Genomic DNA, 19060 nt, shown 5'->3' on the forward strand with positions numbered 1-19060 from the left:
AGATCATGAACGCTCCTATGAATGTCCTGTTGCCTGACGCGCTGGTGATGGTCGCCATCGTCGTCGCATGGCTGAATGACACCTTTACCGGTGCCGGCGGCCGCCGCCTGACCTATCTGATCGCGGTGGTTTCGTCGGTCGTCGCCGGCGTGTGGTTCGCCGTGCAGGCGCTGGATCCGCAGCAGTACTACTTCTTCTCGCGGATGGTCGTCGTCGACTCGTTCGCGAGCATGATGAAGGCCGTCGTGTCGATCGGCTTCGCCGTCTCGCTCGTTTATTCGCGCAAGTACCTCGAAGACCGCGAGATGTTCCGCGGCGACGTGTTCCTGCTGGGCATGTTCTCGCTGCTCGGTCAGCTGGTGATGGTGTCGGGCAACAACTTCCTGACGCTGTACCTCGGTCTCGAACTGATGTCGCTGTCGCTGTACGCGATCATCGCGCTGCGCCCGGATGCTCCGCAGTCGAGCGAAGCCGCGATGAAGTACTACGTGCTGGGCGCGCTCGCATCGGGCTTCGTGCTGTACGGCATCTCGATGCTCTACGGCGCGACCGGCTCGCTCGAGCTCGGCGAGGTGTACAAGGCAGTCGGCGGTACCACCGACGCAGCCGTGCTGATGTTCGGCGTGATCTTCATCGTCGCCGGTATCGCGTTCAAGCTCGGTGCCGTACCGTTCCACATGTGGGTGCCGGACGTCTACCAGGGCGCACCGACTGCGATGACGCTGTTCGTCGGCGGCGGTCCGAAGGTTGCCGCGTTCGCCTGGGGCCTGCGCTTCCTGGTGATGGGCCTGCTGCCGCTCGCACAGAACTGGCAGACCGCGCTCGTGATCCTCGCCGCGCTGTCGCTGATCGTCGGCAACATCACCGGTATCGTCCAGCGCAACATCAAGCGGATGCTCGCGTACTCGGCGATCTCGAACATGGGCTTCGTGCTGCTTGGCCTGCTCGCAGGCATCGTGAAGGGCGACGCGACGGCACCGGCGAACGCCTACAGCTCCGCGATGTTCTACGCGATCGTCTACCTGATCACGACGCTCGGCTCGTTCGGCGTGGTGATGCTGCTCGCACGCCGCGATTTCGAAGCGGAAACGATCGACGACTTCAAGGGCCTCAACAAGCGCAGCCCGGTGTTCGCGTTCGTGATGATGGTCATGATGTTCTCGCTGGCCGGTATCCCGCCGACCGTCGGCTTCTACGCGAAGCTCGCGGTGCTCGAGGCGACCGTCAACGCGGGCCTCACGTGGCTGGCCGTGCTGGCCGTGATCACGTCGCTGTTCGGCGCGTTCTACTACCTGCGCATCGTCAAGCTGATGTACTTCGATGCACCGCAGGACACGGCGCCCATCACCGGCGATTTCTGCAAGCGCACGATCCTCGTGCTGAACGGCCTCGCGGTCGTCGTGCTCGGCCTGATCCCGAGCCCGCTGCTGACGGCCTGCCTGCAGGCGATCCGTCACACGCTGCCGCTGTAATGTCGGCAGCCGGCTGGTTCATCGTGCTGTTGGCGCTCGTGTGCGCCAACCTGCCGTTCCTGAACCAACGCCTCTTCGCCGTCGTGCCGTTCGGTGCGACGAAGAAGAGCGGGTGGGTTCGGATCGGCGAGCTGATCGTGCTGTATTTCGTCGTCGGCGCGCTCGGCTTCTGGCTCGAGTCGCGCGCCGGCAACCGTTTCGAACAGGGCTGGCAGTTTTACGCGATCACGTTCAGTCTCTTTGTCGTGTTCGCGTTTCCCGGCTTCACGTTCCAGTATCTCGTCAAACGACGTTGACGGCTTCGGCCGTCACGCTCAATTCCGGAGCCGCCGATGGCCGAACTACCCAATCACGACGCCGCACTGACCGAAACCTGCCTCGAGAGCGAGGCGATTTTCGAAGGCTCGTTCCTCAAGCTCAAGCGCGATACCGTTCGTTTGCCGGACGGCAAGCAGGCCACGCGCGAATACGTGCAGCACCCGGGCGCGGTGATGGTGATCCCGCTGTTCGACGACGGCCGCGTGCTGATGGAAAGCCAGTACCGCTATCCCATCGGCAAGGTCATGGCCGAATTCCCGGCCGGCAAGCTCGACCCGAACGAAGGCGCGCTCGCCTGCGCGGCGCGTGAGCTGCGCGAGGAAACCGGCTACACGGCACGTGAATACGTGTTCCTGGCCCGGATTCACCCGATCATTTCCTACTCGACCGAATTCATCGACCTGTATCTCGCCCGCGGGCTGACGGCCGGCGAGCGCAAGCTCGACGAAGGCGAATTCCTCGAGACCTTCACGGCGACGCAAGCCGACCTGCAGGAATGGGTGCGCACGGGCCAGATCACCGACGTGAAGACGATCATCGGCACGATGTGGCTTGAGAAGGTACTGTCCGGCACCTGGCCGCTCGGTCCGGTCCAGACGGCCTGACTGCGCGTCAGCGGCGGGTGGGGCGCCGCGTTACAATCCGGTGACGCGGCCGCAATCCGGCGCGCAATCCTGATTTAGCACGATCGTTCACAAAAGCGCTTTTTGCGCTACACTCGTCACACGCCCTGATTCAGCATGAAGGTCCTCGATTTACAGTGCCCGCACGGTCATCGGTTCGAAGGCTGGTTCGCTTCCGCCGATGAGTTCGAAGCGCAGTTGTCCCGCAAGCTGGTCGAATGTCCGGTGTGCGGGACGACCGAGATCAACCGGATGCCGTCGGCGCCGCGCCTGAACCTGTCGGGCTCGACGCAGGCGCAGCCGGCCGATCCGCGTGCGCTGCAGGCGCAGGTGATGCGCGCGTTGCGCGAGGTGCTGGAGAAGACCGAGAACGTGGGCGAGCGCTTCGCCGAGGAAGCGCGGCGCATCCATTACAACGAGGCGCCGGCACGCAGCATTCGTGGCGTCACGACGCCGGAGGATGCGCAATCCTTGGTCGAAGAAGGCATCGACGTGATGCCGCTGCCGATTCCTGCCGCGCTGAAAGAACCGCTGCAATGACGTAAGCAGTGTGTCCTTGCCGGGCTGGACGGCTGCGGACAGGAGACACTGCGCATGGATCTGGATTATTCCCCCGCCGACGACGCATTCCGCGCCGACATCCGCGCCTGGCTCGAGGCCAACCTGCCTCGCGCACTGCGCGCCAAAGTACTCGATCACAAACGACTCGATCGCGAGGATTTCGCGAGCTGGCACCGGATTCTCGGCCAGCGCGGCTGGTCCGCGCCCGCATGGCCGGCCGAATACGGCGGTCCGGACTGGAACGCGACGCAGCGGCACATCTGGGATGAGGAGTGCGCGCGCATCGGCGCGCCGACCGTGCTGCCGTTCGGCGTATCGATGGTCGCGCCGGTGCTGATGAAATACGGCAGCGAAGCGCAGAAGCGCCACTATCTGCCGCGCATTCTCGACGGCACCGACTGGTGGTGCCAGGGCTACTCGGAGCCGGGCTCCGGATCGGATCTCGCGTCGCTGCGCACGCGCGCCGAGCGCCACGGCGATCACTATGTCGTCAACGGCCAGAAGACGTGGACGACGCTCGGCCAGTACGCCGACATGATGTTCTGTCTGGTGCGCACCGATCCGGCGGCGAAGAAGCAGGAGGGTATCTCGTTCCTGCTGATCGACATGAACACGCCCGGCATCACGGTGCGCCCGATCGTCACGCTCGACGAGGACCACGAGGTCAACGAGGTGTTCTTCGAGGACGTGAAGGTGCCCGTCGAGAATCTCGTCGGCGACGAAAACCGCGGATGGACTTACGCGAAATACCTGCTGGGTCACGAGCGCACCGGCATTGCGCGCGTCGGCGCGTCGAAGCGCGAGCTCGCGTTCCTGAAGCGCGTGGCGTCGAACCAGCGCAAGAACGGCAAGCCGTTGCTCGCCGATCCCGTGTTTGCCGCGAAGGTCGCGGCGCTCGAAGTCGAGCTGATGGCGCTCGAGGTGACGGTGCTGCGCGTCGTGAGCCGCGAGACGAGCGGCAAGGGGCCGGGCCCCGAGGCGTCGATGCTGAAGATCAAGGGCACCGAGGTGCAGCAGGCGCTCACCGAGCTGATGTTCGAGGCGATCGGCCCGCTTGCCGCGCCGTTCGACGTACCGTTTCTCGACGGCGAACGCGAACACAGCATCGCGGGCGACGACGATGCGGCGCCGCTCGCCGCGTACTACTTCAATTATCGGAAGACGTCGATCTACGGCGGTTCGAACGAGATTCAGAAGAACATCATCGCGCAGATGATTCTCGGGCTGTGATCAGGGAACGGAGACAACCATGGATTTCAGCTTTACCGATGAACAGCAGCAGTTTGCCGATGCGCTGCGCCGTTATCTCGGCGAGCAATACGGTTTCGACGCGCGCCAGGCCATCGTGCGCAGCGACGCGGGCGTGTCGGACGCGCAATGGAGCGCGTTCGCGGAACTGGGTCTGACCGCGCTGCCGGTGCCTGACGCACAGGCCGGCTTCGGCGGCGGCCCGGTCGACATGCTCGTCGTGATGCAGGAGCTCGGTCGCGCACTCGTGGTCGAGCCGTACTGGGCGACGGCGGTCGGCATCGAGGCGCTGCGTGTCGCCGGGGCCGGCACGGGTGACGATGCCGCACTGCTGGAAGCGGTCGCGCAGGGGCAGAAGCGCCTGGCGGTTGCGTTCCATGAACCGCGGGCGCGCTACGACCTGTACGAACTCGATACGCAAGCGCGCGAACAGGGCGGCGCCTACCGGCTGACCGGCACCAAGTCGGTCGTGCAGCACGGCGCGCAAGCGGATGCGTGGATCGTGCCCGCGCGCGTCGACGGCGGCGGCATCGGCCTGTTCGTCGTCGAGCGCGCTGCGGCGGGGGCGAAGGTCGTCGATTATCGGACGATCGACGGCCAGCGCGCCGCGACGATCGAGTTGCATGAAACGCCTGCGCGACCGTTGACGGGTGGTGCACGCGACGCGGCCGCGCTCGAGCAGATTGCCGATTACGCCACCTTCCTGCTCTGCGCGGAAGCGGTCGGCGCACTCGACGAACTGAACCGCGCGACGGTCGAGTACACGAAGACGCGCGAACAGTTCGGCGTACCGATCGCGCGTTTCCAGGCGCTGCAGCACCGGATGGTCGACATGCTGATTCACGCCGAGCAGGCGCGTTCGCTGACGTACCTCGCGGCGGTGCGCTACGCGGGCGGCGATGCCGATGCGCGGCGCAAGGCGGTTTCGGCCGCCAAGGCACGGGTGGGCGCGGCTGCACGCTTCGTCGGCCAGCAGGCAGTGCAACTGCACGGCGGCATGGGCGTAACCAACGAGGTTGCCGCCGCGCACCTGTTCAAGCGGCTGTCGATCATCGAGACGACGCTCGGCGACACCGATCATCACCTTGCGCGCATCGCGGCACTGCCGGATTTCGCGCAGGCCGACGTAGCATGACGGCGACGCGCGAGCGCGCCATAGGAGACACAGTGGGTACCAGTTATGAAGATCTGGTGGTCGGCAGTACCACCGAAATCGGCCGTTACACGTTCGAGCCCGACGACATCAAGGCGTTCGCGCAACGCTACGATCCGCAGCCGTTCCACCTCGACGAGGAGGCCGGCAAGGCATCGCCGTTCGGCGGATTGGTCGCGAGCGGCTGGCATACGTGTTCCGTGTTCATGAGCCTGCTCATCAAGAAGCTCGGACCGGATTCGACCAGCATGGGCTCGCCCGGTATCGACTCGATCCGCTGGCTCAAGCCCGTGCGTGCCGGCGACACGATCACGATGCACCAGAAGGTCCACGACAAACGCGTGTCGGCGAGCAAGCCCGATCGCGGCATCGTGTCGACGGAATGGATCGGCATCAACGGCGCCGGCGAGACGGTGATCACCGTGCATACCAAGGTGATCTTCGGGCTGCGTCATCCGCACGGAGCCGGTGCATGACGGACGTGACATTGCCGCTGATCGCGTCGACGCAAGCGTTGGATGCGCGGGTCGGTGCGGAACCGCTCGCGAGCGGTTGGGTTGAGATCGACCAGCGTCGGGTCGACGGTTTTGCCGACGCGACCGGTGATCACCAGTGGATTCACGTCGATCCCGAACGCGCGCGGCGCGAGTCGCCGTTCGGCGGCCCGATCGCACACGGATTCCTGACGCTGTCGCTGATTCCCGCGCTGATGACCGATGCGATGCGCTTCGAGCAGAAGATGGGCGTGAACTACGGACTGAACCGCGTGCGGTTCCTGAAGCCGGTGCCGGTCGGCGCGCGCGTGCGCGCGCTGTTCGCGGTGAAGGAAACCGCCGAGGTCGCGCAGGGCGGTGTGCAGGTGACGTGGTCGGTGTCGATGCAGGTCGAGCGTCCCGACGCGCCGCTGCTTGTCTGTGCGGCGGAATTCATCACGCTGCACTACTTCTGAAGCACGCAACGGCATTCACGGATGCCGTTGCGCCGGGTCTCGCGTGTTGCTTCAGTGCTTCGCGTATTGCGTCGCGCCGAACAACATCTCGCGTGCCTTGTCGTCCTGCAGTGGCTTGCGCAACGAAGCGAGCACTTCGACTCCGCGTTGCACGGCCGGCCGCGCGGCGATCGCCTCGTGCCAGCGTTTCACGTTCGGCAGTTCGTCGAGCACGACGCCCTGGTTCTGCCACGAGCGCGTCCACGGGAACGTCGCAATGTCCGCGATCGTGTATGCGTCGCCCGCGAGATACTCCGATTCGCCGAGGCGCTTTTCCATCACGTTGTACAGGCGCTTCGCTTCGTTCGTGTAGCGATTGACCGCATATTCAATCTTCTCCGGCGCATACAGGCGGAAGTGATGTGCCTGCCCGAGCATCGGTCCGACGCCGCCCATCTGGAACATCAGCCATTCGAGCGTCGCGTAGCGCGCGGCCGGATCGGTCGGCAGGAACTTGCCGGTCTTTTCGGCGAGGTAGATGAGGATCGCGCCCGATTCGAACAGCGAGATCGGCTTGCCGCCGGGGCCGTCGGGATCGACGATCGCGGGGATCTTGTTGTTCGGGCTGATCTTCAGGAATTCGGGCTTGAACTGGTCGCCGGCACCGATATCGACCGGATGCACACGATACGCGAGGCCCGTTTCCTCGAGCATGATGTGTACCTTGTGGCCGTTCGGGGTCGCCCAGCTGTAGACGTCGATCATCGTCAACTCCTTCGTTGCATGCGCGAAAACGGCGCCGACAGGGCGCCGCGACAGGCGGTCATTAGAGCATGGATCGATGGGGGCTGCAGGCGGCGGCACCGTGCGGTCGCGCGCCTGCGCGTGCGTGTCGACGTGGCGACGTCGAGGCCGCTTGAACCGCGGAAGCGCGTGCGGTTAGCGCCTGTAGTGTGGTTGGCGCTTGTCGAGAAACGCGGTAATGCCTTCATACGCGTCCGCGTGATGCAGCGACGCGACGAAGTGATCGCGCTCGGTGCCGAGATGCGCATCGAGCGGCTGCGCGGTCGCATCGTCGAGCAGCGACTTGATGCGCGTGAGCGCGTTCGGCGAGATGCCGGCAAGCGAGTCGGCCCACGCGAGCGCGTCGGACAGTGCGGCACCGGGCACGGCGAGCCGATTGACCACGCCGAGCGTATGCAGGCGTTCGGCCGCAACCGGCTTGCCCTCGAACAGGATTTCGGCGGCGAGCGCACGCGGCAGCGCGCGCGCGAGGAACCACGAGCCGCCGCCGTCGGGCGTGAGGCCGACGCGTGCGTACGACATCACGAACTTCGCGTCGTGCGCGGCAACGATCAGGTCGCACGCGAGCGCGAGCGAGAAGCCCGCGCCGGCCGCCGCACCTTCGACTGCCGCGATCACGGGCTTCGTCGCTGCGCGAATCGCCGAGATCCACGCGCCGAGCTGATCGATGCTGTCGGCCTGGTAGGACGGATCCTTCGAGCGGTTGTCGAGCAGCCGGTTCAGGTTGCCGCCCGCGCAAAAGAAACGATCGGCCCCCGTGAGCACGACGGCGCGAATCGCGGGATCGCGCTCGGCGGTGGCGAGCGCTTCGACGCCGGCCGCATACATGTCGGGATGCAGCGCGTTGCGCGCGCCGGGATTGGACAGCGTGAGGAGGAGCGTCGATTCGCTCTCGGGCGGACGCGAGGCCAGCAGTTCAGCACTCATGCGAGGGTGTCTCCATCGGATGGCGAGGCTGCGGCGCCGCATGTTACGCGGGGTCGTGCGCATACCCGTGAGGGTGCTGCCGCAGCGGATGTATTGTTGTCATGACGGACGTGAAACTGCTTTAGACTAGCACGAACGTGCTTTTCAGCGCGACGCATCCCGATGCGGCCGGCGTCACCGCGGCCGCGTTTCAGCAACGAAGGAGACTCCGATGCTACAGCTGTGCGGTATTCCGTTGTCCAACTACTACAACAAGGTGAAGTTCGTCCTGCTCGAACATGACATCCCGTTCGAGGAATCGGCATGCAGCTTGCCGATCAGCGATCCGGCACTGCTCGCCGATTCGCCGCTCGGCAAGATTCCGTTCGTGAAGACGGAAGAGGGCGCGCTGTTCGAGTCGCAGGTGATCATCGAGTATCTGGCGGCGCGTTATCCCGACAAGGCCATTTTCCCGGCCGGGCCGTTTGCGGCCGCGAAGGTGCGCGAACTCGTCGAGACGCTCGAGCTGTATCTCGAATGGACCGCGCGCGAGGTCTATACGGAAGCGTTTTTCGGCGGCAAGGTCAGCGACGGGATGAAGGCGCATGTCGAGAAGCGCCTGCCGCGTGCGATCGATGCGTTCAAGCGGATGGCGCAGTTCTCGCCCTACGTGCTCGGTGACACATTCAGTCTTGCGGACATTGCCGCAGCGATCCATCTGCCGGTGATCGGGATGGCGACGAAGGCCATCTTCGGCCGCGATTTCCTGCTCGACGCGGGCATCGACTGGAAGGCGCACGTGAAGCTGGTCGGCGAGCGGCCGGCCGCGCAGCGCGTGGCGGCCGATCGCAAGGCCTACGTCGAGGCAACGAGCGCCGCGCGTTCGTAAGCGCGACCTGGGCGCGGCACCGGGCAGCGCCCGGCTGCCGGTGCCGGACTGGCCCGGACTGGCCCGGACTTACAGGCGCGCGAGCCGTTCGAGTGCGGACGCGAGCGTGCCTTCCTGCTTCGCGAAGCAGAAGCGCACGACGCCCGATTCGTGCGGTTCGTGATAGAACGCCGACACCGGAATTGCCGCCACGCCGATCTCCGACGTGAGCCACTTCGAGAATTCTGCTTCGGGCAGGTCGCTGATCGCCGAATAGTCGACGCACTGGAAGTACGTGCCCGGGCACGGCAGCAGCTTGAAGCGCGTGCGTTCGAGGCCGGCGCGGAAGAAGTCGCGCTTCTTCTGGTAGAAGTCGGGCAGCGTCCGGTACGGGGTCGGATCGCGCAGGTAGTCGGCGAGCCCGATCTGCATCGGCGTGTTCACCGTGAACACGTTGAACTGATGGACCTTGCGGAACTCCGCGGTCAGTGCGGCCGGCGCCGCGACATAGCCGACCTTCCAGCCCGTCACATGGTAGGTCTTCCCGAAGCTCGACACGATGAAGCTGCGCGCGGCCAGTTCCGGGTAGCGTGCGACGCTCTCGTGCCGCGCGCCATCGTAGACCATGTGTTCGTACACTTCATCCGACAGGATCAGCACGTTGGTGCCTCGCACGATCTCCTCGAGCTTGCGCATGTCGGCCTCGCGCCACACCGTGCCGGTCGGGTTGTGCGGTGTGTTGATCATGATCATCCGCGTCTTCGGCGTGATCGCGGCAGCGAGCCGATCGAACGGGATCGCATAGTCGGGCGCTTCCAGCGTGACGAACACCGGCTTGCCGCCGGCGAGTTCGATCGACGGCAGATAGCTGTCGTAGGTCGGTTCGACGACGATCACTTCATCGCCCGGATGCACCGCGCACAGGATCGCCGTCAGCAGTGCCTGCGTCGCGCCGGCCGTGACCGTGATCTCGGTGGCCGGATCGTAGCGCCGGCCGTACACCTGCACAATCTTGTCGGCGATCGCGTCGCGCAGCGGTGCGACGCCGGCCATCGGCGGATACTGGTTGTGACCGTTGCGCATCGCGGTCGAGACCGCGTCGAGGATGCGCGGGTCGCAGTCGAAATCCGGGAAGCCTTGGCCGAGGTTCACTGCGCCTTTCTCGGCGGCGAGGGCACTCATGACCGTGAAGATCGTCGTGCCGACGTTCGGCAGGCGCGAGGGGAAAACGGGAGTCATAGGCATGTCGGAAGGAGCGTTCATCGATACGGTCGCAAGCGGGTGGCGCCGGGCCCGTCAGGCCGGCGTGGTGGTGGTGGCCGACGCGGCATCGAGCGCGCAGGCTTCGGTAAACGGCGCGGGCTGCGCGATCCGGAAGCCGAAGTCGCGTGCGGTGCGCTTCGCGAGCTTGAGCAGCGCGCGGTCCTTCGACACGAGCCATTCGGCCTGCGCGGCGCGCGCGAGCTCGAGAAACTTCTGATCGTCGCGGTCCTTGCACTTCGGCAGCGGCAGTGCGTCGGCGTCGACGGGTGGCGGCTCGACGAGGCTCGTCAGGCGGGCGACGGTCGCGAGCGCTTCGGCCTTGTCGATTGCGCGCGCCTGGAACTGCGGGTAGTCGAGCACGAGCTCGAGTTCGTTCAGGCAGCGGCCGTCAATCACGGCGGCGAGCGTGCCACGTTCGAGCGCAGCCCGGATCGGGCGGGTGGCGGGGTCGTCGAATACGAGTATGTCGATCCAGACGTTCGAGTCGAGCACGACGCGATGTGCGGCATGCGGGGCGAGGGAGCTGGTCATTCGTTACAATCGGTGGTTTTCGTCTGACCGCAAGGCACGGCGTGCCAGCGAGCCTCTATGATAATCGTTCTCTCCCCAGCCAAATCCCTCGACTACGATACGCCCGCCCACGTCCCGTCTTACACGAAGCCTGCATTCGTCGACGACGCATCGGAATTGATCGACGGCCTGCGCAAGCTGTCGCCGCAGGACATCGCGACGCTGATGGACATTTCCGACCCGCTCGCGCGCTTGAACTTCCAGCGCTACGCGGACTGGTCGCCGAGTTTCACGCAGGACAATGCGAAGCAGGCGGTGCTCGCGTTCAATGGCGACGTGTACGAAGGGTTCGACGCGAAATCGCTGTCGGCCGCCGATCTCGACTATGCGCAGCAGCACGTGCGCGTACTGTCGGGCCTGTACGGGCTGCTGCGTCCGCTCGACCTGCTGCAACCGTACCGGCTCGAGATGGGGACCCGGTTCGCGAACGCGCGTGGCAAGGATCTGTACGCGTTCTGGGGCGACCGGATCACTCGGGCACTGAACGAGCAGCTCGAGACGCGCAGCGGTGCGGCGCGCGTGCTGGTCAACTGCGCGTCGACCGAGTACTTCAAGTCGGTCAAGCCGAAGCTGCTGGCCGCGCCCGTCATCACGCCGGTGTTCGAGGACTGGAAGGGCGGCCGCTACAAGATCATCAGCTTCCACGCGAAGCGCGCACGTGGCCTGATGGCGCGCTATATCGTCGAGAATCGCATCGCCGAACCGGCGGCGCTAAAGGATTTTGCGGTGGAAGACTACGCGTTCGATGCCTCTGCGTCGAACGATTCGACTTACGTATATCGCCGGCGAATCGGCGAGTGACCATGCCGGCCGTTCACGAGACAGCCGGCGCATGCATGAGGCCGGACACGCGGCAAACCGCCCGTTCCGGTCGCAGGAGGAGAGACAGATGACCCTTTCGATCACCAGCAATTTCGACGCGGGCGCGATCGACGTCGTGTCGTGCGAAAGCCCGGACGCGATCCGGTTGCGCGTACGCGGCGACAGCCGCTCGGAATTCGCGCAATGGTTCTACTACCGCTTGACGGGCGCGCGCGGCGAGCGCTGCGTGATGTCGTTCGAAAATGCGGCCGAATGCGCGTATCCGTCGGGCTGGCGCAACTACAGCGCGGTCGCGAGCTACGACCGGGTCGACTGGTTCCGCGTGCCGACGACATTCGACGGCAAGACGATGACCATCGACCATACGCCCGAGTTCGACAGTATCTACTACGCGTATTTCGAGCCGTATTCCGAAGAGCGTCACGCGGCGTTTCTCGGCGCGGTCCAGCAATTGCCGCAGGCAAGCGTCGTCGAACTCGGCCGCACGGTCGAAGGCCGTCCGATGTCGTTGCTGACGCTCGGTACGCCGGAGGTCGACGGCGCGCCGAAGAAGAAGGTGTGGATCATCGCGCGCCAGCACCCCGGCGAAACCATGGCCGAGTGGTTCATCGAAGGGCTCGTCAAGCGGCTGGCCGGATGGGGCGACTGGGCGGGCGATCCGGTGGCGCGCAAGCTGTACGACCACGCGACGTTCTACATCGTCCCGAACATGAATCCGGACGGCAGCGTGCACGGCAACCTGCGTACCAATGCGGCGGGCGCGAACCTGAATCGCGAGTGGATGGAGCCCGATGCCGAGCGCAGCCCCGAAGTGCTGGCCGTGCGTGATGCGATCCATGCGATCGGCTGCGACATGTTCTTCGACATTCACGGCGACGAGGATCTGCCGTACGTGTTCGTTGCCGGTTCGGAGATGCTGCCGAGCTTCACCGAGCAGCAAGGCAAGGAGCAGACCGCGTTCATCGAAGCGTTCAAGGTCGCGAGCCCGGATTTCCAGACCGAGCACGGCTATGCGGCGAGCAAGTACAAGGAGGACGCGCTCAAGCTCGCGTCGAAATACATCGGCCATCAGTTCGGCTGCCTGTCGCTGACGCTCGAGATGCCGTTCAAGGACAACGCGAACCTGCCCGACGAGCGGGTCGGCTGGAACGGCGAGCGTAGCGCGGCGCTCGGCGCGGCGATGCTGGCGGCGATCCTGGTGCACGCCGAGGCATTCGCGTAAGCGCACTGTCGACGATATGAAAAAAGCCGGTGCATCATCCGATGCGCCGGCTATTTTGTTTCTGTCGTTGGTGCTTCGTCGTATCAGGACTTCTTCGCCGTCTTCTTCACGGCTTTCTTCTGGCCGCCTGATTTTTTGGTCGCGACGGCTTTCTTGCCGGTGCGGCCCGAGGCCTTGGCCTTGACCTTGCCGCGGTGCGATTTGCCCGAGAACTTCTTCGTCGACGACGAGGGGCGCTCGACGCGCGGCTTCAGCGGCGCAACCGGATCGTTCCAGCTGAACGCAAGCATTTGCTGGCCGACATAGCCGCAGCGGAATTTCAGCGGCGTCGGGTCGCTGCCGTTGCTGTGGATACCGAGGCCATCCACGGTGACGATGTTGTCGACTTTCACGCGCTGTTTGCCCTGATCGAACGAGTCGTTCCACGGCGTGATCGTGGCGTTGCCGCTTTCGAACGCGTTCGGCGCGAAGTCGACGCGGTCGAAGGCCGACGACGTGCTGGCGATGAAGCTGCCGTGCGCCGCACAATCGGCGACGATCGGATCGGCGTGCATCTCGTTGACGAATTTGTTGATCAGTTCGGAGCGCTGGTCGAGGAGGTCGGCGAATACCGGTGCCGGAAGCGCAAGCGACAGGCCTGCGACACAGGCCGCCAGCTTGCCGAGCGCCCGGAAAATCCGGAGCGAGGCAGGAGAGCTGTCCATCTGGTTATTGGTGAGGAGCAAATGAGGCATCGGGCTCGTATAGATGCCCGATGAAGAGCAGGAGTTCAATCTTAGCGTAAAAAAGTTGCGCGGCAGTAGGTGCCGCGCTCTCCTGCGCTGTGGAAACGGATCGCCGCGTGCGCCGATCGCACCGGGACGGAAGGACTTTCAGGCGCGCGGGCCGCCGAGACGGTAGCGTCGAACGTCGAACGTCGTGACCCACGCAGGGCGATAGACGGCGATGAGCGCGGTAGCCATGCCGGTGAACCACGCTTCCCCAAGCGCCAGCAGCGCAGTGTTCAGCAGATAGCCGGCAGGAATCACGACCGGCACGCCGTCCGCGAGCGCGAGCTGGACGCCACCCGCGGCCGCGGCGACCGCGACGATCGAGATGGCCGGCGACAGGAATCCCTGGCCGGTAATGAACGACGCGAGGTTATGCGGCAGCCATGCGAGCGCCGCGCGCTGCAGCAACGCCGACACAGCGACCGGAAGCGCGCCGTAGATCAGATAGGTGAGGCCGATGCCCTGCCACGGCGCATCGAAGACGATCGCGGCGACGGCCGTGACGGCGCCCATCGCGATCAGTGCAAGCGTCCAGTCGAACAGCGTGACGAGCAGCGTCGCGCCGAGCAGATGCATGACGATGCCGTCCTCGAGCCATGCGTTCGAGGCCCAGAGCACCGTAATCGCGGTGACGAGCGCGAGCCACACGTGCTGGAGCGTTGCGTCCTGCAGGCGGACGAACGGACGATTCCAGAGCGCGAGCGCGAGCAGCGCCAAGGCGGCGATCCAGCCACCGACGCCAACCCAGAGCGGAAGCGGTGTGAAAAGAAAACCCATGCGTCCATATTACTCGTTGAGCATCAAAGGTGGGAATCCGCACATGCCGACCGTCGCAATATCGATACTGTCCGATTAGCGCTCGCGCCGAAACCGCGCTGGCGGTTCGGCCGCGAGCGGCAAGTCCTGGGTACCGGTATTTGTCCCAGGCAACGGGTACGCCCGTTCGTTCCGTTGCGTGCGCAGCGGAACCGGGCCGCGTTCGCCGATGGCCGGTTTGCGTGCGCGATCGCGATTCGCCAGCAATACCTCGAGATGGGGCGACAGCCAGCCGTTGTAGATCGCGACGGCGGCGGCGCGGTTTGCCGCGCCGAGCTGCTGGAAGATGCTGGCGAGGTGGATCTTCACCGTGCCCTCGCTGATGCCGAGCGTACGCGCGATCATCTTGTTGGTGCTGCCCATATGGACGAACCGCATGATCTGCGCCTGTCTCGGCGACAGCAGGCCGCTTGGCGGGCGGCGCGGCAGCGATCCGGCGAGCGTCTGGAAATGGGTGTCGTGGCGTGCCGCGGCGGCGGAGGGAAGCAGGCTGAGCGCAATCGGCGGGATGTAGTGCCCGCCCAGCAGAACCATTTCGAGCGCCCGCACGATCAGGTGCGGCCGCGTGGAGTGCGGGATCACGCCGGCGACGCCATAGTTGAAGAAGCGCTGGATGCCTTCCGGCGTGGATTCGTCGATCAGTACCGCGGCGGGTGTCGGCGAGCAGGCGCTGCAGAGCGCCTGAAGCTCGCTGAGCCGGCCGACGTCCAGCCAGTCGATCGCGACGAGGTCGAAACGCTGGGTGCGCAGCAGCCGGCGCGCCTGGAAACTATCGGGCGCATCGTTGATGCTGGCGTGACGGTCGATCTGCCGCAGCAGGGCCTTCAGCCCGTCACGCCGTTCGGCGTCTGAGTTCAGCACCAGGAACCGCATATTCAACCTCCGTAAGGTGAGTCATTGAGCTGCCGTCGGCATGCCTTGGGTCCGATGATGACAAAGACCTTACACGATGTCTGCTTGGCTGAAAGGCTTAGGAAAAGTCTGAAATTTGGAGGGATGGGAATACGGACGAAAAAAAAGCCGCTCCGGCTGGAACCGGGAGCGGCTTCGGGTGGGCAGGCCATGCGGGCCTGCGGTGCCGATCAGTGAAAGTGCGGCTGGGCGGGGGACGCGTCTTCCGGCATTTCCGCATGGACGATTTCGCCGAGCGGATCCGCATAGAGCGGCACGCCGCAGTCGTCGCAGTACTCGGGTTCGAAGCGGCCTGCGTGCCGCCGGACGTCGGTTACACCGCATTCCTTCAGCAGGCTCACGATTTCCTCGAGCGGTCCTTCGATCGGTGCTTCGCCTTCGAGCGTCGCGTTGTCGCTCGCCACGTCGCCGTTCTCGCGGCCGTAGAGCGGCCACACGACGCCATAGATCACGTCGTTGCTGGCGCGTCGAGTGAAGCCGACGCGATACTCGTCGATCCGACGTTCGCCGAAGCCGGCGACCACGGCGCGCAGTTCCTGCGGTGCCGCACCAAGTGTGTCGAAAAGATAACGGATGGCCGTTCGGACCGTGTGCGGTCGGATGCGTTCGTCCGCATCCCGGCAAGCCGAATAGTACGCGTCCGGAAGCAGGCATTCGAACTCGCAGCCGGGGAGTGCGACCGACAGGTTCGGGCCGCCCTGGGCCGTCCATTGCTCGAGACACTGGCCGCGCTCGATCCGGTTGCCGTGCTCTTCTTCCTGCCAGCGGAACAACGGTGCGCCGGCAGGGGCTGCCACGACGGCGAGCAGGAAGCGCGGGTCAGCGAGGATCGGCGAGGTTTCGGGCAGGTCGCCGAAGCTGAGCTTGGCTGCGTGCTGGCCGATTGCCGCATGCGCGAGTTGCTGGGCGAGCCGGTAGGTCTCGACGTGGTGCCGCGGCAACTGGTCGATGCTGTACAGGAACGGGGCGAGCCCGACGAGCGTGCCGGTTGCGAGCACGTGTGCTTGCAGGTGCGTGCGCAGCGCATCGGCCACGTCGCCCTTCAACGGTCCCGACGGAATCATGTAGCGCGTCCACGCAAGAACGGGGACGGCGACCAGCAGCGCGTCGTACGGCTGGCCGTCGTGCTCGATCACCATCGACTCGCTGTGCGTCTCGGCCATGTCGGCGAGCGCACCGTACGCATCGGGGTGATTCTGCTGGAGATGGTCGAGTGCGGCGTCGAGCGTGGTCTGGTTGCCGTTGCGAACGATCTTGGCGAGCAGCGCATCGAGCTTCGCTTCCCAGAAGCGATCCTCGATGCGGCTGCCCGACGCGAAGAGCGCAAGCGACAGGCCGACCAGTTTGTCGGCGTCGGGGGGGAGGCGTTTGGCGATTCGCTGGCGCATATTAAATACGTATAGAAAGAGGCGAAGAACCTCACATTCTAGTCCGTTCTTTGCACCATAAGCGGTCTCGTGCTCGGGCATGGCCGGAAGGTCGAATCGCGGGGCGTGAAAAATAATGCATCAAACCCCTTGCGCGATCGCCAGCTACTGCATAGAATCACGCCTCTTTCGCGCTAACGGAAACGCAGCGCGGGAGGGAAGGGAAGCGGTGCTGTCGGGGTTGTTGTAGAGGCCTAGGCGCACACGAAGTTGAACCCCAACCGTCGCAACGAAGTAGTTAAAAAAGTTGTTGACGAGTTGAAAAAGACGGTTCATAATCTCGCTTCTCTGCTGCTGAAAACGCAGCGCTGCTGAGAAACACGAAGTTCCTCGCAGAAATGCTCTTTAAAAATTAACAGCCGATAAGTGTGGGCGCTTGATGGAAGCGAGCTGATCTTCGGATCAGATAGCGAAAGTATCAAGAGTCTCACACTAAAGTAAGTCAGGTTTATGAAGCAATTCATATTCCTGTCAGCTTTGAGTGAGCGACCGGTTCTTAACCGAACCGAAAACAGTAACAGGTTTAAACTGAAGAGTTTGATCCTGGCTCAGATTGAACGCTGGCGGCATGCCTTACACATGCAAGTCGAACGGCAGCACGGGTGCTTGCACCTGGTGGCGAGTGGCGAACGGGTGAGTAATACATCGGAACATGTCCTGTAGTGGGGGATAGCCCGGCGAAAGCCGGATTAATACCGCATACGATCTACGGATGAAAGCGGGGGACCTTCGGGCCTCGCGCTATAGGGTTGGCCGATGGCTGATTAGCTAGTTGGTGGGGTAAAGGCCTACCAAGGCGACGATCAGTAGCTGGTCTGAGAGGACGACCAGCCACACTGGGACTGAGACACGGCCCAGACTCCTACGGGAGGCAGCAGTGGGGAATTTTGGACAATGGGCGAAAGCCTGATCCAGCAATGCCGCGTGTGTGAAGAAGGCCTTCGGGTTGTAAAGCACTTTTGTCCGGAAAGAAATCCTTGGCTCTAATACAGTCGGGGGATGACGGTACCGGAAGAATAAGCACCGGCTAACTACGTGCCAGCAGCCGCGGTAATACGTAGGGTGCAAGCGTTAATCGGAATTACTGGGCGTAAAGCGTGCGCAGGCGGTTTGCTAAGACCGATGTGAAATCCCCGGGCTCAACCTGGGAACTGCATTGGTGACTGGCAGGCTAGAGTATGGCAGAGGGGGGTAGAATTCCACGTGTAGCAGTGAAATGCGTAGAGATGTGGAGGAATACCGATGGCGAAGGCAGCCCCCTGGGCCAATACTGACGCTCATGCACGAAAGCGTGGGGAGCAAACAGGATTAGATACCCTGGTAGTCCACGCCCTAAACGATGTCAACTAGTTGTTGGGGATTCATTTCCTTAGTAACGTAGCTAACGCGTGAAGTTGACCGCCTGGGGAGTACGGTCGCAAGATTAAAACTCAAAGGAATTGACGGGGACCCGCACAAGCGGTGGATGATGTGGATTAATTCGATGCAACGCGAAAAACCTTACCTACCCTTGACATGGTCGGAATCCCGCTGAGAGGTGGGAGTGCTCGAAAGAGAACCGGCGCACAGGTGCTGCATGGCTGTCGTCAGCTCGTGTCGTGAGATGTTGGGTTAAGTCCCGCAACGAGCGCAACCCTTGTCCTTAGTTGCTACGCAAGAGCACTCTAAGGAGACTGCCGGTGACAAACCGGAGGAAGGTGGGGATGACGTCAAGTCCTCATGGCCCTTATGGGTAGGGCTTCACACGTCATACAATGGTCGGAACAGAGGGTTGCCAACCCGCGAGGGGGAGCTAATCCCAGAAAACCGATCGTAGTCCGGATTGCACTCTGCAACTCGAGTGCATGAAGCTGGAATCGCTAGTAATCGCGGATCAGCATGCCGCGGTGAATACGTTCCCGGGTCTTGTACACACCGCCCGTCACACCATGGGAGTGGGTTTTACCAGAAGTGGCTAGTCTAACCGCAAGGAGGACGGTCACCACGGTAGGATTCATGACTGGGGTGAAGTCGTAACAAGGTAGCCGTATCGGAAGGTGCGGCTGGATCACCTCCTTTCCAGAGCTTCTCGCAAAAATTGAGCGCTCACGCTTATCGGCTGTAAATTAAAGACAGACTCAGGGGTCTGTAGCTCAGTCGGTTAGAGCACCGTCTTGATAAGGCGGGGGTCGTTGGTTCGAATCCAACCAGACCCACCACCGTCTTGTGTGGCGGTACACACCTGAGGAATACCTGTACATGGGGGCATAGCTCAGCTGGGAGAGCACCTGCTTTGCAAGCAGGGGGTCGTCGGTTCGATCCCGTCTGCCTCCACCAATCTTCAATGACAAGCGTTCGACTTGGGTCGAGCATTTGTCATTGGCGATTGAGCCAGTCA

General features: G+C 63.7%; 19 protein-coding genes, 2 tRNA genes and 1 rRNA gene. 14 read left to right on the forward strand and 8 right to left on the reverse strand.

Features of this window, described 5'->3' with window-relative positions; translation table 11 throughout:
* Positions 1-17 precede the first annotated feature (17 nt).
* The 8 genes from nuoN to GEM_RS05865 all read left to right on the forward strand — a co-directional run bounded on the left by nuoN (position 18) and on the right by GEM_RS05865 (position 6324).
* Positions 18-1472, forward strand: coding sequence for an NADH-quinone oxidoreductase subunit NuoN (gene nuoN / locus GEM_RS05830; RefSeq protein WP_187293244.1), 1455 nt, complete (start codon positions 18-20; stop codon positions 1470-1472).
* Positions 1472-1768: a DUF2818 family protein gene (locus GEM_RS05835; protein WP_014896513.1), complete on the forward strand. Its 297-nt coding sequence runs from the start codon at positions 1472-1474 to the stop codon at positions 1766-1768. Before nuoN ends, GEM_RS05835 begins: the two co-directional genes overlap by 1 nt.
* A 36-nt stretch (positions 1769-1804) precedes the next feature.
* Positions 1805-2395 (forward strand): NUDIX domain-containing protein, encoded by a 591-nt coding sequence (locus tag GEM_RS05840; protein ID WP_014896514.1) that lies wholly within the window; start codon positions 1805-1807, stop codon positions 2393-2395.
* Between the two features lie 135 nt (positions 2396-2530).
* Positions 2531-2953, forward strand: coding sequence for a DUF1178 family protein (locus GEM_RS05845; RefSeq protein ID WP_014896515.1), 423 nt, complete (start codon positions 2531-2533; stop codon positions 2951-2953).
* A 54-nt stretch (positions 2954-3007) separates the two neighbouring features.
* The gene (locus GEM_RS05850) at positions 3008-4204 is read left to right on the forward strand and encodes an acyl-CoA dehydrogenase family protein (protein WP_014896516.1); all 1197 of its coding nucleotides are present in this window, start codon (positions 3008-3010) and stop codon (positions 4202-4204) included.
* A gap of 19 nt (positions 4205-4223) precedes the next feature.
* A complete protein-coding gene (locus GEM_RS05855; RefSeq protein WP_014896517.1) occupies positions 4224-5357 on the forward strand; it encodes an acyl-CoA dehydrogenase family protein in 1134 nt (377 codons plus the stop codon).
* Positions 5358-5389: 32 nt separating this feature from the next.
* Positions 5390-5851: a MaoC family dehydratase gene (locus GEM_RS05860; RefSeq protein WP_041490620.1), complete on the forward strand. Its 462-nt coding sequence runs from the start codon at positions 5390-5392 to the stop codon at positions 5849-5851.
* Positions 5848-6324: a MaoC family dehydratase gene (locus GEM_RS05865; RefSeq protein ID WP_014896519.1), complete on the forward strand. Its 477-nt coding sequence runs from the start codon at positions 5848-5850 to the stop codon at positions 6322-6324. Before GEM_RS05860 ends, GEM_RS05865 begins: the two co-directional genes overlap by 4 nt.
* Positions 6325-6375: 51 nt before the next feature.
* On the opposite strand, the gene GEM_RS05870 is transcribed toward GEM_RS05865, so the two are convergent.
* Positions 6376-7068, reverse strand: a complete 693-nt coding sequence (locus GEM_RS05870; RefSeq protein ID WP_014896520.1) for a glutathione binding-like protein — start codon at positions 7066-7068, stop codon at positions 6376-6378.
* A gap of 174 nt (positions 7069-7242) precedes the next feature.
* Positions 7243-8034: an oxepin-CoA hydrolase, alternative type gene (locus GEM_RS05875; protein WP_014896521.1), complete on the reverse strand. Its 792-nt coding sequence runs from the start codon at positions 8032-8034 to the stop codon at positions 7243-7245.
* A 211-nt stretch (positions 8035-8245) separates the two neighbouring features.
* On the opposite strand from GEM_RS05875, the gene GEM_RS05880 reads away from it, so the two are divergent.
* Positions 8246-8902: a glutathione S-transferase gene (locus GEM_RS05880; RefSeq protein ID WP_014896522.1), complete on the forward strand. Its 657-nt coding sequence runs from the start codon at positions 8246-8248 to the stop codon at positions 8900-8902.
* Positions 8903-8971: 69 nt separating this feature from the next.
* Here the strand turns inward: GEM_RS05880 and GEM_RS05885 are convergent, their stop codons facing one another.
* Both GEM_RS05885 and GEM_RS05890 read right to left on the reverse strand, forming a co-directional pair.
* On the reverse strand, positions 8972-10144 hold the full coding sequence (locus tag GEM_RS05885; protein ID WP_041490458.1) for a pyridoxal phosphate-dependent aminotransferase: 1173 nt from the start codon (positions 10142-10144) through the stop codon (positions 8972-8974).
* Between the two features lie 33 nt (positions 10145-10177).
* Complete coding sequence (locus tag GEM_RS05890; protein ID WP_014896524.1) at positions 10178-10675, reverse strand: putative toxin-antitoxin system toxin component, PIN family; 498 nt, start codon at positions 10673-10675, stop codon at positions 10178-10180.
* A 57-nt stretch (positions 10676-10732) separates the two neighbouring features.
* Between GEM_RS05890 and yaaA the strand changes: the two genes are divergently transcribed.
* Both yaaA and GEM_RS05900 read left to right on the forward strand, forming a co-directional pair.
* Positions 10733-11515: a peroxide stress protein YaaA gene (gene yaaA / locus GEM_RS05895; RefSeq protein ID WP_014896525.1), complete on the forward strand. Its 783-nt coding sequence runs from the start codon at positions 10733-10735 to the stop codon at positions 11513-11515.
* A gap of 88 nt (positions 11516-11603) precedes the next feature.
* Positions 11604-12758, forward strand: a complete 1155-nt coding sequence (locus tag GEM_RS05900) for a M14 family metallopeptidase (protein WP_014896526.1) — start codon at positions 11604-11606, stop codon at positions 12756-12758.
* An 83-nt stretch (positions 12759-12841) separates the two neighbouring features.
* Here the strand turns inward: GEM_RS05900 and GEM_RS05905 are convergent, their stop codons facing one another.
* The 4 genes from GEM_RS05905 to GEM_RS05920 form a co-directional block, all read right to left on the reverse strand.
* Complete coding sequence (locus tag GEM_RS05905; RefSeq protein ID WP_014896527.1) at positions 12842-13492, reverse strand: BspC domain-containing protein; 651 nt, start codon at positions 13490-13492, stop codon at positions 12842-12844.
* A gap of 138 nt (positions 13493-13630) precedes the next feature.
* Complete coding sequence (locus tag GEM_RS05910) at positions 13631-14305, reverse strand: energy-coupling factor ABC transporter permease (RefSeq protein ID WP_014896528.1); 675 nt, start codon at positions 14303-14305, stop codon at positions 13631-13633.
* 75 nt (positions 14306-14380) lie between these two features.
* Positions 14381-15217: a response regulator transcription factor gene (locus GEM_RS05915; RefSeq protein WP_014896529.1), complete on the reverse strand. Its 837-nt coding sequence runs from the start codon at positions 15215-15217 to the stop codon at positions 14381-14383.
* Between the two features lie 209 nt (positions 15218-15426).
* Positions 15427-16644 (reverse strand): DUF2863 family protein, encoded by a 1218-nt coding sequence (locus GEM_RS05920; protein ID WP_041490459.1) that lies wholly within the window; start codon positions 16642-16644, stop codon positions 15427-15429.
* Positions 16645-17208: 564 nt separating this feature from the next.
* Here GEM_RS05920 and GEM_RS05925 point away from each other — a divergent pair.
* The 3 genes from GEM_RS05925 to GEM_RS05935 all read left to right on the forward strand — a co-directional run bounded on the left by GEM_RS05925 (position 17209) and on the right by GEM_RS05935 (position 18999).
* Positions 17209-18741, forward strand: a 16S ribosomal RNA gene (locus GEM_RS05925).
* Positions 18742-18804: 63 nt separating this feature from the next.
* Positions 18805-18881: transfer RNA gene (locus GEM_RS05930), tRNA-Ile, on the forward strand.
* 42 nt (positions 18882-18923) lie between these two features.
* A tRNA-Ala gene (locus tag GEM_RS05935) sits at positions 18924-18999 on the forward strand.
* The last annotated feature ends 61 nt before the right edge of the window (positions 19000-19060 follow it).

The sequence above is a fragment of the Burkholderia cepacia GG4 genome (assembly GCF_000292915.1).
GTDB lineage: Bacteria > Pseudomonadota > Gammaproteobacteria > Burkholderiales > Burkholderiaceae > Burkholderia > Burkholderia cepacia_D.

Coding starts and splice junctions, on each gene's coding strand:
- nuoN (WP_187293244.1), top strand. CDS start 18: ATGAATGTCCTGTTGCCTGACGCGCTGGTGATGGTCGCCATCGTCGTC.
- GEM_RS05835 (WP_014896513.1), top strand. CDS start 1,472: ATGTCGGCAGCCGGCTGGTTCATCGTGCTGTTGGCGCTCGTGTGCGCC.
- GEM_RS05840 (WP_014896514.1), top strand. CDS start 1,805: ATGGCCGAACTACCCAATCACGACGCCGCACTGACCGAAACCTGCCTC.
- GEM_RS05845 (WP_014896515.1), top strand. CDS start 2,531: ATGAAGGTCCTCGATTTACAGTGCCCGCACGGTCATCGGTTCGAAGGC.
- GEM_RS05850 (WP_014896516.1), top strand. CDS start 3,008: ATGGATCTGGATTATTCCCCCGCCGACGACGCATTCCGCGCCGACATC.
- GEM_RS05855 (WP_014896517.1), top strand. CDS start 4,224: ATGGATTTCAGCTTTACCGATGAACAGCAGCAGTTTGCCGATGCGCTG.
- GEM_RS05865 (WP_014896519.1), top strand. CDS start 5,848: ATGACGGACGTGACATTGCCGCTGATCGCGTCGACGCAAGCGTTGGAT.
- GEM_RS05870 (WP_014896520.1), bottom strand. CDS start 7,068: ATGATCGACGTCTACAGCTGGGCGACCCCGAACGGCCACAAGGTACAC.
- GEM_RS05875 (WP_014896521.1), bottom strand. CDS start 8,034: ATGAGTGCTGAACTGCTGGCCTCGCGTCCGCCCGAGAGCGAATCGACG.
- GEM_RS05880 (WP_014896522.1), top strand. CDS start 8,246: ATGCTACAGCTGTGCGGTATTCCGTTGTCCAACTACTACAACAAGGTG.
- GEM_RS05885 (WP_041490458.1), bottom strand. CDS start 10,144: ATGAACGCTCCTTCCGACATGCCTATGACTCCCGTTTTCCCCTCGCGC.
- GEM_RS05890 (WP_014896524.1), bottom strand. CDS start 10,675: ATGACCAGCTCCCTCGCCCCGCATGCCGCACATCGCGTCGTGCTCGAC.
- yaaA (WP_014896525.1), top strand. CDS start 10,733: ATGATAATCGTTCTCTCCCCAGCCAAATCCCTCGACTACGATACGCCC.
- GEM_RS05900 (WP_014896526.1), top strand. CDS start 11,604: ATGACCCTTTCGATCACCAGCAATTTCGACGCGGGCGCGATCGACGTC.
- GEM_RS05905 (WP_014896527.1), bottom strand. CDS start 13,492: ATGCCTCATTTGCTCCTCACCAATAACCAGATGGACAGCTCTCCTGCC.
- GEM_RS05910 (WP_014896528.1), bottom strand. CDS start 14,305: ATGGGTTTTCTTTTCACACCGCTTCCGCTCTGGGTTGGCGTCGGTGGC.
- GEM_RS05915 (WP_014896529.1), bottom strand. CDS start 15,217: ATGCGGTTCCTGGTGCTGAACTCAGACGCCGAACGGCGTGACGGGCTG.
- GEM_RS05920 (WP_041490459.1), bottom strand. CDS start 16,644: ATGCGCCAGCGAATCGCCAAACGCCTCCCCCCCGACGCCGACAAACTG.